The organism is Actinoplanes sp. NPDC051388 (assembly GCF_055586225.1).
The window spans coordinates 39206-53624 of sequence record NZ_JBVJIP010000033.1; the positions used below are offsets into that span (position 1 = coordinate 39206).

A 14419-nucleotide genomic window follows, 5' to 3' on the forward strand; every position below is an offset into this window, starting at 1 on the left:
GGCGGGGCCATCCCCGGTCTGAGGACAGCCCCTACGGGCTGTGAGCCGGCATCGACGCCCTCCGTCGTCGGCGACCGCGCCGTCTCGCGATCGCGGGCCGCAGCATAGGTAGAGTCCCGCCTGGTGGTGGGCGCCTGCTGGACATCAGCCGCTGACGGTGCGTCTCCAGGTCGTGGTGGCGATCTGGACAGCGTCCCAGGGACTGCCCAGTGGTGGGGTGTAGGACAGGTCCAGATCGGCGATGTCGTCGACGGTACCGCCGTATCTGATCGAGGTGGCGTAGGTGTCGACGCGTTTGGCGATTTCCGCGCCTCGGGAGCCGAGCAGTTGGGCGCCGAGGAGTCGTCCGGTGGCGCGGTCGCCGGTGATGCGGATCCGGATCGGTGTGGCACCGGGGTAATACGCCTTGTGGTCATCAGCGGCCGCTTCGACGGTGACCGGCTGGTAGCCGGCCTGCCGGGCGGCATGGTCGCGTAGTCCGGTGCTGGCGGCGACGAGGTCGAACACCTTGACGGCCTGTGTGCCCAGCGACCCGGCGAAGATGGTGTTGCCGCCGACGGCGTTGATGCCGGCGACGCGGCCTTGTTTGTGGGCGGTGCTGCCCAGCGGCAGGTAGACGTGCTGGTCGAGGAGCTGGTGGTAGGTGTGGACGCAGTCACCGGCGGCGTAGACGTCGGGCTGGTCGGTGCGCATGTGCCGGTCGACTGCGATGGCGTCGCGGATCCCGAGGGCGGCGCCGGCTGTGGCAGCGAGGACGGTGTCGGGGCGTACGCCGGTGACGATCAGGACCAGGTCGCAGGCGTTGCTGCCCCGGTCGGTGTCGACGCTTAGCCGGGTGCCGTCGGTCCGGATGGTGTGGACTTTGGTGCCGTGGTGGACGGCGACGCCGTGTTCGCGTAGGTGATCGGCCAGCGGTGCAGCGAGTTCGGGGTCGATGGTTGGCATGACCTGGTCGAGCTGTTCTAGCAGGGTGACGTGCAGGCCGCGGGCGGTGAGGGCTTCGGACATTTCCAGGCCGATATAGCCAGCGCCGACGATGACCGCCGTCCGGGGGTTGCGTTGTTCGAGGGAGGCCAGGACGGCGAACATGTCGCCCATGGAGTGCAGCACGTGGACGCCGTCGGCGGGCCCGAGCTGGTCGAGGCCGTTGATCGGTGGCAATGCGGGCCCTGCGCCGGTGCCGATGACCAGCCGGTCGTAGTCGAAGAGCGCGGTCGCGCAGCCGGGGGTGGCGGCGGTGACGGTGTGCGCGCCGGGGTCGATGGCGGTGGCGCGGTGGTCGAGGTGCAGGGTCAGGCCGGCATTTTCGAGGTCGTCGGGGCGGCGGTGGGCGAGTTGTCGCCAATACGGGATGTCACCGGAGATGTGGTACGGGATGCCGCAGATGCTGAAGTTCGGGTATCTATCGGCGAGCAGCAGGGTGACCTCGGCGGTCGGGTCGTGTTCGCGTGCGGCGAGGCCGGCGCTGATGCCGGCGTCGCTGCCGCCGATGACGAGCAGGCGCACCGCAAGTGGCCTTTCAGGAGACGCCAACGGAGAGTTCGTCGAGCAGCTTCCGGACCCGGCGTTCCAGTTCGTCGCGGATCGGCCGGACGTCGATGACTTCCAGACCGGCGGGGTCGTCGAGGTCCCAGTTCTCGTAGCGGGTGCCGGGGAAGATCGGGCAGGCGTCGCCGCAACCCATGGTGATGACCACGTCGGCGGCGCGGACGACCTCGTCGGTCCATGGCTTGGGGTATTCCCCGGCGATGTCGATGCCGCGTTCGGCCATCGCGGCGATCGCGGCGGGGTTGACCTGGTTGCCGGGTTCGGAGCCGCCGGACCAGGCGGTGGCGCGTTCGCCGGCCAGGTGGGTGAAGAAGCCGAGTGCCATTTGTGAGCGGCCGGCGTTGTGGGTGCACAGGAACAGCACGACGGGTCTGCCGTCGTCGCGGCGGCCTTCGACCTTGGCCAGGGCGGTGAGGCGTTGCCGGGCGAAGCGTTCGGCCAGCAGCGGCAGGAAGTTTGGGACGCTGCTGGTGGTGGCGAACTGGTCGTAGCTGGTGTGCAGGAACCGTTCGATCGTTTCAGGACCGTACAGGCCGTCGAACTCGCGGCCGAGGTTGGTCGCGGCGGTGCGCAGGGCGAGTTGCTGGTCGATCGACAGTTCCGGGTGCTCGTAAGGCCGTTGTAGGTCAGTCATCGGTGGGTCCTTCGATGCCAGGCGAGTCGAGTCGATCCGCAGTGACCGTGCTCAGCTCTGGGGCGGGCTACGACCCCTTCACGCTATTGCTCAGCCCGTATTGAGTCAATGAGTGTGGAGCGATATTCGCAGGGTGTTCTGGTGGCAGGGTGAGGCGACGTTGTGGCGTGATGTGGGCGGCGCTCGGCGGTCTCCATGGAGTTCCTGCTCCGCACTGGTGGGTGCACCGTGCGTACCCGTAGCATCCCCATGAGTGACGTGAGCCACCGATCCCGGCTGGCGATCGCGCCAAAGTTGGCGAGGGGCAGATGGCGGAGAGCAGGGTGGGCAAGCGGATCTCCGGCACTGCGTACAACGCTCTACGGTCGGCGCTGGCGTCCGTCTTTTGGTACAAGTCGACGTAGGTGTGGTCGACGAGGTCGCCGGCGGCGAACACTCCTGGGATGTTGGTGCGGGTGCTGGGCGCGTCGACCTTCACGTAGCCGTCGTCGTCCATCTCGATCTGACCCTTGAACAGCTCGCTGCGGGGGTCGTGGCCGATGGCGACGAAGACGCCGGTGACATCGAGCACCTTGGTCTCGCCGGTCTGCAGGTGACGCAGCCGGGCGCCGACCACCTTGCCGTCGTCACCGAGGATCTCCTCGACGACGCTGTTCCATTCGACCTTGATCTTCGGGTTGCTCTTCGCCCGGAGCGCCATCACCTTGCTGGCCCGGAAGTCGTCGCGGCGGTGCACGATCGTCACGGTCTCGGCGAAGCGGGTGAGGAAGGTCGCCTCTTCCATCGCGGAGTCGCCGCCGCCCACCACGATGATGTGCTGGTTGCGGAAGAAGAAGCCGTCACAGGTCGCACACGACGAGACACCGTGGCCGAGCAGCTCCTGCTCGCCGGGCACACCGAGGGGACGCCACGCGGATCCGGTGGACAGGATCACGGCGCGGGCGAAGTATTGCGTTTCGCCGACCCAGACGGTCTTCAGGCCCTCGGTGCCGGCCTCGGTGGGCTTGTCGCCCAGCTCGACGCGGGTCACGTCGTCGGTGATGAACTCGGCGCCGAACCGCTCGGCCTGCTTGCGCATGTTGTCCATGAGCTCGGGGCCCATGATGCCGTCCGGGTGACCCGGGAAGTTTTCGACCTCGGTGGTGGTCATCAGGGCGCCGCCGGACTGCACACCCTCCATGACGAGTGGCTTGAGGTTCGCCCGGGCCGCGTACAGCGCCGCGGTGTAACCGGACGGTCCCGAGCCGATGATGATCAGGTTCCGGACCACGTCGAGCTCCATGTCAGGCGGCCGGTATCAGGTCGGCCAGCAGCGCCTCGATGCGGACCTTGATCTCGTCGCGGATCGGCCGGACGGACTCGACGCCCTCGCCGGCCGGGTCTTCGAGCTTCCAGTCCTCGTAGCGCTTGCCGGGGAAGATCGGGCAGGCGTCACCGCAGCCCATCGTGATGATCACGTCGGACGACTCGGCGGTCTCCCATTCGAGCTTCTTCGGGGTCTGGTCGGTGATGTCGATGCCGACCTCCGCCATCGCCTCGACCGCGGCGGGGTTGATCGTCTTGCCGGGTGCGGAGCCAGCTGAGCGAACCTCGACGGCGTCGCCGGCGAGGTGGCGCAGCCAGCCGGCGGCCATCTGGGATCGGCCGGCGTTGTGGACACAGACGAACAGGACGCTGGGCTTGTCACTCATCGCGAAGGGCTCCTCGAAACACGGAACGGTCAGGGGTGGGGTGGGTCAGGAGACGCGGGCGGGTCGGTCGGCGTTCTGCTCGACGACGACCTCGCCGGCCGTGGCGCCGACGCTCGGGTAAAGGGCGAGCAGCAGGCCGACCCCGACGAGCAAGCCGATGAGCTGGGCGCCGATGAACCCGGCCAGGGAGGCGGGGGCGATGCCGGCGAAGGTGTCGGTGAACGCGCGGCCGATGGTGACGGCCGGGTTGGCGAAGCTGGTGCTGCTGGTGAACCAGTAGGCGGCGCCGATGTACGCGCCCACGGCGGCCGGGGCGACGGCGGCGCGCCCGGACCGGGCCAGGGCGAAGATCAGCAGGAGCAGGCCGGCGGTCGCGACGACTTCACCGAGCCACAGGTGCCCCTCGGCCCGGTCCTTCGTCGAGAACGCGACCGGCGCCAGGTCGAACATCAGGTTCGCCAGGACCGATCCGGCGATCGCCCCGGCGGTCTGCGCGGCGGCGTAGCCGGCCAGGTCGGTGCCGGTCAGCCCGGTCCGGGTGCGGCGGCCGAGGAACCAGTCCGCGGCCGAGACGACCGGGTTGAAATGCGCCCCGGACACCGGGCCGAAGGTCAGGATCAGCGCGCCGAGCGCGAACGCGGTGGCCACCGAGTTCTCGAGCAGCTGCAGGCCGACGTCGTTCGGCGACAGCCTCGACGCCATGATGCCGGAGCCGACGACGGCGGTGACCAGCAGCGCGGTGCCGACGAACTCGGCAAGCGCACGCCGCCACAAAGCGATTGGGGACATAGCGGACTAACTCCGGTCTGATGGTAGGCGGTGGGGATAGGGCAAGGGGACCGCGAGTTGTCCGGCGGCCGACCGCGGAACGGGGTGGGCCGCCGGTTTCACGGTATCGGCGGGGTCAGCCGTGCGCGGTCGGGTTGACCACGGGGGCGAGCCGGTCGATACGGCCGGCGAGATCGGCGTAGGCGGCCTCGAACGCGTCGTCGGTGTCGACACGGACCGGATCCGGCACCGACCAGTGCAGCCGAGGCCGGACCGGGGTAGACAGGTCTTCGTGAGCGTTGTCGCAGACCGCGATAACCAGGTCCCCGTCGTGGACGACGTCGGTGACGTGCGCGGTTCCGGTGGCATCCAGGGCGAGCCCGTGCCGGTGGGCGACCTTGACCGCCCGCGGGTGCACCCGGGCGGCCGGCCGGGTGCCGGCCGAGGCGACCGTGCCGCCGATCCGGTCGCGCCACAGCGCGGCCGCCAGCTGCGAGCGGGCCGAGTTGTGCGTGCACACGAACACCACCCGCTCGGCGTTCTCCAGCGCGGGCGGGGTCAGCGAGGCAAGCACCTCGGATCGCAGCCGCAGGTAGGTGCGGCGCCGGTCACCCTCCGACCGGGTCCGCACGATCAACCCTGCCTCCTGCAGCACCTTCACGTGGTGGGCGACCAGGTTGGTCGGCATCCCCAGGTCGTGACCGACCTCCCCTGGTGAGGCGTCACCCAAGGTCAGGGCGTCCACGATCGCGAGCCGCGCCGGGTCACCGAGCGCGGCGTGGATCCGGGCCCGCACCTGCAGGGAAGAAAGGTCGCTGTTCATTGACTCAATACTGACTGAACCTCTTGCCGGTGGTCAAGCAGGGCGTCCGTCACACCGGCCGGCGCGCCCTGTCGCCGTCGATGAAGGCGGTTGCCGCGCGGGCCTGCGGGTCCGGCGTCCCCCCAGGGGATCGGCGTGCCGCGTTCGTGGCAGAGGGAGGACCGTGATATTCCGTTGGGCGCGTTGGCGGGCCCGCTGACGTCCGGCCAGAACGCGTATCCGAGGCGGAATGATGACCGAGCCCCAGGCCCTGCGGACTGATTTGCGTTTCGCGGGGGCGCCGCCGACCGGGCCGCAGCTCGCGCACTGGCACGCGGTGGTGGCCGAGATGACGGCGGAGATTCCCGATCCCGGGCGGGTCGAGGTCATCCTGACCGACCGATTCGCGCAGCTCGCCGGGGAGTACCTCGTCCGCTCCCTGCACCGGTCCAACCCGGACATGACCGCCGCTGACTATCAGGCCCAGCGGGTCGATGGCGCGAGCGCGGTCGCCATCACCATCGAGCTGCCGAACAACCAGCAGGCGATCGTGGCGTCTGTCGGCCTGCTCTCCGAGCCCGGCGGCGTGCTGCGATACGCCATGCTGCATGAGGCCCAGCATGTTCGCATGATCCAGCATGGTGACCCGGGGCACGCGGTACACCGCCGTAACTCCACGCCGACGCCCTTCCTCCTGCCCGACGGCGGCCTGGCCTGGGAGTACGTGTGGATGGCGGGCAGCTCGATCGATGAGTTCCGGGCGGAACGGGCGATGCACGAACGCGGTTGGAGTACTCCCGCGACCTGCGTCGCACCCAGCGACTTCGCCCACATCGAGGACGCGTTCGGCCGGGCCACCATGACGTTCCGGACGTCTCGCGACGTCATGCAGGCCTACCACCAGTCGATGGCGGCGTTGGATCGGTACGCGATGTATCTGGCCTACGCGGCCGCCGGCATCGTCACGGGAACATTCACCGTGCGGGACTGGCGCGCGGTATCCGCGCTCACCGCGTTCGTCGACCTCCTCCGCGAGGTGCCGAGCACTGACGCGGTGATACCAGCGGACGACCTTCTGCCGGTCGCACTCAGTCAGGCGCGTCTGCTGCAGGCCGGTCTCAAGGACATGGGGTTCGACTACCACCAACTCCCGAACGACCAGGGGACATGCCTCACGGTCCTGTAGCCGGACCGAAGGCGCCCGCCTGCCGCGGCTACCGGGGGATGGGCCGCCGATGCGCGGGCAGCCTCCAGTAGCCGGGCTGCCGGCGACGGACTCTCGTCTGGCGCCCCGGACGGAGTCGTCTCGTCGCTGACGCCCGCCCGGCGGTTAGGCGTCGGGCGTGAGCAGACCGGCGAGCTGCCGCATCAAACCCGGGCGGGCCTTGTAGTACACCCAGCTGGCCCGCCGCTCGGCGTCGACCAGGCCTGCCGCCCGCAGGGTTTTGAGGTGGTGCGAGATGGTCGGCCCGGACAGCTCGAACGCCGGTGTCAGGTCGCACACGCAGATCTCCCCGCCCGGGGCCGAGGCGATCATCGACATCAGCTGCAACCGGACCGGGTCGCCGAGGGCCTTGAACGCCGGCGCCAGGATCCCGGCGGTCGCCGCGTCGACGCGCTGCTGGACCAGGGGCGGACAGCACGGCACCGCGTCGGTGTCGGCGTCGAACAGGGTCACCGGTGCGGCTGATTTAGACATGCATCGAGGTTGACACACGTCGAAACCGCGTGCAACCCTCGGTTTAGACAGTCGTCAAGTTCGAGAATCCTCGAAACCACGTCTGGAGGGTCGACATGTTCCGTTTCGCCCGTCGCACCGCACGGCTCGACGGCGTCCAGTTCTGCGACAGCTGCACCGAGGTCACCACGGCGGCCGAGCGGGCCCGCCGGCATCACGAACGTACCGTGCTGCACGCCCAGACGCTGCTCGGCCCTCGCTGACCCGCACACCCACCCGACCCCCCGCACCAACCCGGCAAAGGAGATCCACGATGAGCGACACCCAGACCCGCGGCGGCTTCACCGGCGACCCGGCCGCCGCCCTGACCGTGACCGGTACCAGCGGCTGCTGCGGCAACCCGCCCCAGACCACCCTCGCCCTGCCTGAACCGGCCGCTGCTTCTGGCCCGTGTTGCGGTACGCAGGCCGAGGCCACGGCGGAAGGCTCCTGTTGCGGCAGCACGGCGAAGACCGACGCCCTCGCGGCCGGTCAGGGTTGCTGCGGATGACCACCGACCTGGACGCCCTCCTCGAAGAGGTGGACGGCGAGCGGATGGCCGGCACCGTGGCCGCCCTTGCCAGTGCCCCGTTCGCCGGCCGCCGCGCCGGTAGCCCCGGCGGCGCCGCCGCCCGGGACTGGCTCGGCGAGCAGATCCGTAGTCTCGGCGCCGAGCAGGCCGTGGACCCGTTCCCGGTGCGCGCGGTGCCCGAGGTCTACGCCGCCCCGGAGGTCACCTGGGCCGATGGCATTGCCGACCGGCGGCTGGCGTTCGGGCGGCAGACGGCGGTGCACCTGGCCTCCGCCGACCACCCCACGATCCGTCGAGGTGGGTTGGCGGTCGCCGGAGCCGGTGACCCGGCCGGGCGGTGGCTGCTCGCGCCGACCGGGATGACCTTGTTCGACGCGTACGGGCACGCCGACGGTGCGCTCGGGCTGCTGATCAGCCGCCCGGTGGACGCGGACGGCTGGCACTACACGATGCTCGCCGGCCCGGATCCCGGACCGCTACCGGTGCTGACCCTCGACCCCGATACCCACGCCGCGATGCTCGCCGCCGCGCCGACCGGCCGGGCCTGGCTCGCCGGGAGCACGCCGATCCGCCGTGTCGACGTGACCGCCGCGAACCTGCATGGTCGCTGGCGCACCGCGGCCAGCGATGGTGCGGACCTGCTGCTGACTGCGCACTACGACGGCGTCGGTGACCATCCCGGGCTGCGGCAGCCGGCCGCGTCGGACAACGGTTCCGGCGTCGCTGTCGTCCTGGAGGCCGCTCGGATTCTGGCCCTGGTCCTGCCGGACGGTGCCGGGTTCGCGGTCGCGCTGCTGGACGCGGAGGAGATTGGCGCTCTCGGCTCGGCGCACCACGCCGCTCATCTGCGCCGCACCGGGGCGTCGCCTCTGGTGGTTAACGTCGACGGCGCCGGACAACTCCATGAGACCGTCGCCGTCGAGGCCGGCGGCCCCGCGCATCGGTTGCTCGCCCTGCTCGATCAGGCCGGCCGGCACACCGGCCTGCCCCTGATGGCGGGGCCGGTGGCCTCGGACAACCGCCGCTACGCCGCCGCCGGCCTGGCCGCGGTCGGGATCGGCGCCGGGATGGGCGGCTACCACAGCCCCGCCGACACCCCCGACCGCGTCGAGGCAACGACCCTGGTCGCGGTCTGCCGCCTGGTGGTGGCGACCGCCTGGTTGGCCGCGACCACCCCGGCTATACTTCCATCGTTGATCGGCGATTGACGATGAAAGTGGTGGGTGATGGCCGACCTCCTCGACCGGACGACCGCGGAGACCTACGCCTCATGGTTCCGGGCTCTGGCGGATCCGTCCCGGGTGCAGATCGTCGAGTACCTCGCCCGGCAGCAACGCCCGCTGCCGGTAAGCCAGATTGTCGCGGCCGTGGGGTTGGCGCAGTCGACCGTCTCCCAGCATTTGAAGATCCTGACCGAGGTGCGGTTCGTGCTGGTGGAGCCGGTCGGCAACGCCCGGCACTACCGGATCAATAACCGCTGCATCGAGTGTTTCCCGTCCGCCGCCGACGTCGTGATCGGCCGACCCGCTCCGACCACGACCGGCAGCTGCGCATGAGCACCGCGACGATCCGCCCCATGACGCCGTCCGACGCCAAGGCCGTGCTGGGCATCTACCAGGCCGGCATGGACGCAGGCAACGCCAGCTTCGAGCACACCGCACCGGACTGGGCGGCGTTCGACGCGAGCAAACTCGCCGACCATCGCCTCGTCGCCGTCGACGAGCACGACACCGTGCTCGGCTGGGTGGCCGTCTCGGCGGTGTCCAGCCGGGCCGTTTACGCCGGGGTGGTCGAGCACTCCGTCTACGTCGACCCGGCCGCCCAGGGCCGTGGCGTCGGCCGGGCCCTGCTGCGCGCGTTGTTCGTCTCGACGGAGGCGGCCGGGATCTGGACCATCCAGTCCGGGGTGTTCCCGGAGAACACCGCCAGCCTGGCCCTGCACCGTTCCTGCGGGTTCCGCACCGTCGGCGTCCGCGAGCGGGTCGGCCTGCACATCTCGCAGGGCAACCGGTGGCGTGACGTCGTGTTCATCGAACGCCGTAGCCCCGCCATCACCTGACTTTCACCGGGCTGCACACGGCCCGCCCACTTGCTTTCCTCCAGACAGGAGCCTTTCGTGAGTACTCACCTCGAGCAGTACCCGGTCGTCGTCATCGGCGCCGGCCCCGTCGGGCTGGCCGCCGCCGCCAACCTCGCCGAACGCGGCATTCCGTTCGACGTCCTGGAGGCCGGTGACGGCCCGGCCGCCGCGGTCCGCGACTGGGGCCACGTGCGGCTGTTCTCCCCGTGGCGGTACAACATCGACCCGGCCGCCGCCCGCCTGTTGGCCGACGCCGACTGGGTCCGGCCCGAGGACGACCGGCTGCCCACCGGCGCGCAGCTCGCCGCCGACTACTTGCAGCCCTTGGCCGATCTGCCCGCGTTCAAGCCGCACGTCCGGTACGGCGCTCGGGTGGTCGCGGTGACCCGATACGGGCTTGACCGGGTCCGCACCGCCGGCCGCGCCGACACCCCGTTCCTGATCCGCCTCGCCACCGGCGAGGACATCCTGGCCCGCGCGGTCATCGACGCCTCCGGCACCTGGGGCACCCCGAACGTGCTCGGCGCTTCCGGTATCCCCGCGCATGGCGAGACCGCCGCCGCCGGGTACCTCGACAGTGCGTTGCCGGACGTGCTGGGCCGCGACCGGGACCGGTTCGCCGGCCGTCGCATCCTCGTGGTCGGCGCCGGCCACTCCGCCGCCAACACCCTCCTCGCCCTCGCCGGCCTCGCCGAGCAGGCGCCCGGCACCACCGTGACGTGGGCGATCCGCGCCGATTCCCCGGCCCGCACCTACGGCGGCGAGGCCGCCGACGCCCTGCCGGCCCGCGGCGCCCTCGGTAGCGTCTTGCGCGAGCGCGTCGAGTCCGGAGCGGTCACCCTTCTCGCCGGCTTCAGCATCCAGGGCGTCACCGCCGGCCCGGACGGCGTCACGGTCTCCGACGGCACCCGGACCGTCACCGCCGATCGGATCGTGGCGGCCACCGGCTACCGGCCCGACCACGGCATCTCCGCCGAATTGCGCCTGGATCTCGACCCGATCCTGGGCTCCACCCGGGCCCTGGCGCCGTTGATCGACCCGAACGAGCACTCCTGCGGCACCGTCCCGCCGCACGGCGTCGATGAACTCGGCCACCCCGAGCCCGGCTACTACGCCATCGGCGTGAAGTCCTACGGTCGCGCACCCACCTTCCTCCTGGCCACCGGCTACGAGCAGGCCCGCTCGGTCGTCGCCGCCCTCGCCGGCGACTGGGAAGCCGCCCGCGACGTCCAGCTCGACCTGCCCGAGACCGGGGTATGCAGCAGCGACGTGCCCCTGGACGCCGACCGCCTCGACAGCGGCCAAAGCGCCGATAGCGAGGGCGGCGGCTGCTGCGGCACCCCGGCAGCCGAGCCGGCCGGGCGGGGTCTGGCCACGGGCATCGAGGGTGGCCTGCTGCGCTCGCCACTGGCCCTGGTCGACGTATCCACCGGCGCTACCGGCCAGGAGGAACAGGCCGGCGGCTGCTGCAGCTGAGGATGCCGACCGGGGTCCCGGTGGCCGCCCGAACGGGCGGCCACTGGCAAGGCTCCGCTGGCTGGCGGATCGTGACAATTTTCGCGACCACCCAGACCCTCGGATACGGCTGCCTCTACTACGCCTTCGCCGTGCTGCTCCACCCGATCGCCGCCGACCTGCACACCTCCACCGCCACCGTCACCGGCGCCCTGACCACCGCCGTACTCACCTGGGCCGCCGTGGCGATCCCCGTCGGCCGCCGGCTGGACCGGCACGGCGGCCGGGCGATCATGACCATCGGGGCAGCGGCCGGCGCGGTGCTGCTGGTCGCCTGGTCGCAAGTACAGGCGGTGTGGCAGCTGTACCTGGTCTTCGCCGGGCTCGGTGTGGCGATGGCGATGGCGTTGTACGAGGCGGCCACCGCGGTCATCGTCTCCTGGTTCGAACCCGACCAGCGCTCCCGGGCGCTGCTGGCGATGATCGTGGTCGCCGGGTTCGCCAGCATCATCTTCATGCCACTGACCGGCCTGCTCAACGACCGCTACGGCTGGCGCACCACCCTGCTCGTCCTCGCCGTCCTCTACGGTCTGCTCGCGGTGCCGCTGCACGCGCTCGCCGTCCGGCGCCCACCCACCAACGCCTCGCCGCACCGGCGGGCGACCGCAGCGCAGCGGCACACCCTGGCCCGGGCGGCGGTCCGCGATAGCCGGTTCTGGTGCCTCGCCGTCGCGTTCGTCGCGCACGCCGCCGCGATGAGCACCATGACCATCCACCTCGTCGGCTACCTCGTCAGCAACGGCCATCCGGCCACGTTCGCCGCCACCGTCGCCGGGCTGCTCGGTGTCCTGTCGGTCACCGGCCGGCTGCTGCTCACCGCCGCCGGACGCCGGTTCCGGCTGTCCACCGTGGTCGCGATCGTGTTCACCACCCAGGCCGTCGCGGCCGTCGGCCTGCTGCTTGCCGCCGGCACCCGGCTCGGTGCGGTCCTGGCTGTGACCGGGTTCGGTATCGGGTTCGGCGTGGACAGCCTCGCCAAGCCCGCCCTGCTCGCCGACCGGTACGGCACCGCCGCCTACGCCAGCATCGCCGGAACCCTGGCCGCCCCGGTCACCCTCGCCAAAGCCGGTGCGCCCCTGGCCGCCGCTGTCCTCTACACCACCACCAGCTATCGGCCGGTCCTGGCCGTCGTTGGCGGGCTGTGCCTGCTCGCCGCCGCAGGCATCCTCGCCCGCGCCGGCACACCCTCGCCGGCCGGTCAGACGGTCGAGGTGCGGCCGAGCCGGACCGCGACCGGCACCGACAACACGTACATCACCAAGCCGTAGGCCAGCAGCGCCACCACAGCCCCGGTGCTAGCCGGGGTGGCGAAGAACAGGGCGAGTGACAGGTTCCGCACCGCGCTGGTCATCCCGACCGCCCGCCGCACGGCGGGTTGGCCCAGCCCACCGATCGCGGTCGCCGCCAGACACGCCCCGACCAGCAGCACCGCCACGGCGATCGGTGGCCAGCCCAACGCCGGAAGCTGCCCGCCGGCCGTGACCACGAAGTACACCACCAGGGCGGCCAGCAACACGTCGGCGATCCGCCGCGCCACCCGATGCACCCGCACCGCACGGTCCGGATCCCGCCGACGTAGCCACATGCCCCCGACCAGGGGCACGAGTTGGCCGGCCAGGCCACCGACGACCAGGCCGGCGCCGGCCCATCCCGAGGGCACCACGTCGTGGCCGGACAGGTGCGCCCACAGCGGCGCGCTCACCAGGCCCAGCGGTGCGAGGATCCCTTGCAGGGCCGCGCTCAACGCGAGATCACCACGGGCGTGCAGGGTCAGCAACGCCCCGGTCCCGCCGCCCGGAGCCGCCGCGGCGAGCACGATCCCCAGCGTGGTCGCTGGTGCCAGATCGGCCGCAGCGCAGACGCCCACGGCGAGCCCCGGCAGCGCCACGACGTTGATGATGATCGCGACCGCGAGGACCGTCCGCCGGGCGGCGAGGGCCCGGAAGTCGGCGACGGTCACCGCCGTCCCGACCGCCGTCATGGAAGCGATCAGCAGCAGCCCGACGGCCAGGACACTCACCGGGCCGCAGCCGCTTGCCCAGCGTGGTCGCGCACCAGCGCCCCGAGGACGTGGGCAGCGTCGCGGCCGACCCCGCGCAGCGTGGCCGAGGCGAAGCTGCGCTGCCGTTCGAGGCCGACATATCCCAGCCCCGGCACCGTGGCCGACACCCCACCGTCGTGCAGCGGCACCCCGGCGGCATCCAGCGCGCCGGTACCGGACAGGTAGCCGAGTTCCGGCCGGTAGCCGGTGGCCAACAACAGGGTGTCCGCCCGTTCGCGGGTGCCGTCAGCCCAGATCACCGCGTCGCCGTCGAGACGGTCGAACAACGGCCGCCGATCCGGACGGCCCGCGCGTACCGCCGTCCGGTAGCGGCCGTCGTCGATCACCGGCACCGTCCCACCGGCCAGCCGCGGTCCCCACCGGGCGGTGTCCAGGCCGGTGCGGGCCAACCACCAGTGAAAGTCCTTGCCCAGATACCGCTGCGGCTGCCACCGCACCGCCCGGCGGGTACTCAACGTCACCCGGGCGAGTTCGGCCAGCTCCACCGCGATCTGCACCGCCGAGTTCCCGCCACCCACCACAACCACCCGGCCACCGGCGAACGCGGTCGGCTCCCGGTAGTCCGCGGCGTGCAGCACCCTGCCGGTGAAGGAGTCCAGGCCCGGCAACCGGGGCCGATACGGCGACCCGAACCCGCCACTGGCAGCGACCACCAGCCGAGCCTGCACCACCGTGCCGGCTGACGTCGACACCGCGAACCCGGCCGCCGACCGGGTCACCTGCTCCACCTGCTGGCCGAACCGCACCTCGGCGTCCAGCCCTGCCGCGTAGGTGGTGAGGTAGTCCACCACCTCGTCGCGCAGCGGATACCGGTCCGGATCACCGGCAAACGGCAGGCCCGGCAGCGACGAGAACCGCGCCGGGGAGAACAAGGTCAGGCTGTCGTAGGAGTACGGCCACGACCCACCCGGCCCGGCGGCGGCGTCCAGCACGACCGGGACCAGACCACGGGAACGGGCGACCTGCGCGGCGGCGAGGCCGGCCTGGCCGCCACCGATCACGGCGACATCAGCGATACTCATACCCACAAGCTATCGTCACTTCGGGAAAAGACGAAATGATGGCGTGGA

General features: G+C 71.3%; 16 protein-coding genes and 1 pseudogene. 8 read left to right on the top strand and 9 right to left on the bottom strand.

All coding sequences use genetic code 11. The annotated features are described in order from the left end of the window. Nucleotides 1-144: 144 nt before the first annotated feature. From ACZ6TI_RS46635 to ACZ6TI_RS46660, 6 genes and pseudogenes are all read right to left on the bottom strand, one after another. Nucleotides 145-1506 carry an FAD-dependent oxidoreductase gene (locus ACZ6TI_RS46635; RefSeq protein ID WP_465351758.1) on the bottom strand — a complete coding sequence of 454 codons (1362 nt, stop codon included), beginning with the start codon at nucleotides 1504-1506 and terminating at the stop codon, nucleotides 145-147. Between the two features lie 13 nt (nucleotides 1507-1519). Beyond that, nucleotides 1520-2182, bottom strand: a complete 663-nt coding sequence (locus ACZ6TI_RS46640) for an arsenate reductase ArsC (protein WP_465351759.1) — start codon at nucleotides 2180-2182, stop codon at nucleotides 1520-1522. A gap of 400 nt (nucleotides 2183-2582) precedes the next feature. After that, nucleotides 2583-3464, bottom strand: a pseudogene (trxB, locus tag ACZ6TI_RS46645) (thioredoxin-disulfide reductase); the annotation flags it as partial. A 1-nt stretch (nucleotide 3465) separates the two neighbouring features. Next, nucleotides 3466-3873 (bottom strand): arsenate reductase ArsC, encoded by a 408-nt coding sequence (locus ACZ6TI_RS46650; protein WP_465351760.1) that lies wholly within the window; start codon nucleotides 3871-3873, stop codon nucleotides 3466-3468. Nucleotides 3874-3918: 45 nt separating this feature from the next. Further along, nucleotides 3919-4662, bottom strand: a complete 744-nt coding sequence (locus tag ACZ6TI_RS46655) for an aquaporin (RefSeq protein ID WP_465351761.1) — start codon at nucleotides 4660-4662, stop codon at nucleotides 3919-3921. A 115-nt stretch (nucleotides 4663-4777) separates the two neighbouring features. After that, nucleotides 4778-5464 carry an arsenate reductase/protein-tyrosine-phosphatase family protein gene (locus ACZ6TI_RS46660; protein WP_465351762.1) on the bottom strand — a complete coding sequence of 229 codons (687 nt, stop codon included), beginning with the start codon at nucleotides 5462-5464 and terminating at the stop codon, nucleotides 4778-4780. Nucleotides 5465-5696: 232 nt separating this feature from the next. Here ACZ6TI_RS46660 and ACZ6TI_RS46665 point away from each other — a divergent pair, with 232 nt between their 5' ends. Continuing rightward, nucleotides 5697-6629, top strand: coding sequence for a hypothetical protein (locus ACZ6TI_RS46665; protein ID WP_465351763.1), 933 nt, complete (start codon nucleotides 5697-5699; stop codon nucleotides 6627-6629). A 144-nt stretch (nucleotides 6630-6773) separates the two neighbouring features. Here the strand turns inward: ACZ6TI_RS46665 and ACZ6TI_RS46670 are convergent, their stop codons facing one another. Further along, nucleotides 6774-7142 (bottom strand): ArsR/SmtB family transcription factor, encoded by a 369-nt coding sequence (locus tag ACZ6TI_RS46670; RefSeq protein WP_465351764.1) that lies wholly within the window; start codon nucleotides 7140-7142, stop codon nucleotides 6774-6776. 95 nt (nucleotides 7143-7237) lie between these two features. On the opposite strand from ACZ6TI_RS46670, the gene ACZ6TI_RS46675 reads away from it, so the two are divergent. The 7 genes from ACZ6TI_RS46675 (at nucleotide 7238) to ACZ6TI_RS46705 (ending at nucleotide 12555) form a co-directional block, all read left to right on the top strand. Then, on the top strand, nucleotides 7238-7384 hold the full coding sequence (locus ACZ6TI_RS46675; RefSeq protein WP_465351765.1) for a hypothetical protein: 147 nt from the start codon (nucleotides 7238-7240) through the stop codon (nucleotides 7382-7384). A gap of 50 nt (nucleotides 7385-7434) precedes the next feature. Then, entirely contained in the window at nucleotides 7435-7671 is a 237-nt protein-coding gene (locus tag ACZ6TI_RS46680) for a hypothetical protein (RefSeq protein WP_465351766.1), read from the top strand. Then, complete coding sequence (locus ACZ6TI_RS46685) at nucleotides 7668-8900, top strand: M28 family metallopeptidase (protein WP_465351767.1); 1233 nt, start codon at nucleotides 7668-7670, stop codon at nucleotides 8898-8900. The genes ACZ6TI_RS46680 and ACZ6TI_RS46685 overlap by 4 nt, the downstream gene beginning before the upstream one ends. Nucleotides 8901-8918: 18 nt before the next feature. Next, nucleotides 8919-9248, top strand: coding sequence for an ArsR/SmtB family transcription factor (locus ACZ6TI_RS46690; protein ID WP_465351768.1), 330 nt, complete (start codon nucleotides 8919-8921; stop codon nucleotides 9246-9248). Beyond that, nucleotides 9245-9751, top strand: a complete 507-nt coding sequence (locus ACZ6TI_RS46695) for a GNAT family N-acetyltransferase (RefSeq protein WP_465351769.1) — start codon at nucleotides 9245-9247, stop codon at nucleotides 9749-9751. Before ACZ6TI_RS46690 ends, ACZ6TI_RS46695 begins: the two co-directional genes overlap by 4 nt. A gap of 57 nt (nucleotides 9752-9808) precedes the next feature. Next, nucleotides 9809-11248, top strand: coding sequence for an NAD(P)-binding domain-containing protein (locus ACZ6TI_RS46700; protein WP_465351770.1), 1440 nt, complete (start codon nucleotides 9809-9811; stop codon nucleotides 11246-11248). A gap of 71 nt (nucleotides 11249-11319) precedes the next feature. After that, the gene (locus ACZ6TI_RS46705; protein ID WP_465351771.1) at nucleotides 11320-12555 is read left to right on the top strand and encodes an MFS transporter; all 1236 of its coding nucleotides are present in this window, start codon (nucleotides 11320-11322) and stop codon (nucleotides 12553-12555) included. On the opposite strand, the gene ACZ6TI_RS46710 is transcribed toward ACZ6TI_RS46705, so the two are convergent. Both ACZ6TI_RS46710 and ACZ6TI_RS46715 read right to left on the bottom strand, forming a co-directional pair. Continuing rightward, complete coding sequence (locus ACZ6TI_RS46710) at nucleotides 12486-13307, bottom strand: bile acid:sodium symporter family protein (protein WP_465351772.1); 822 nt, start codon at nucleotides 13305-13307, stop codon at nucleotides 12486-12488. The genes ACZ6TI_RS46705 and ACZ6TI_RS46710 overlap by 70 nt on opposite strands. Then, complete coding sequence (locus tag ACZ6TI_RS46715) at nucleotides 13304-14371, bottom strand: flavin-containing monooxygenase (protein WP_465351773.1); 1068 nt, start codon at nucleotides 14369-14371, stop codon at nucleotides 13304-13306. The genes ACZ6TI_RS46710 and ACZ6TI_RS46715 overlap by 4 nt, the downstream gene beginning before the upstream one ends. Between the last annotated feature and the right edge of the window lie 48 nt (nucleotides 14372-14419).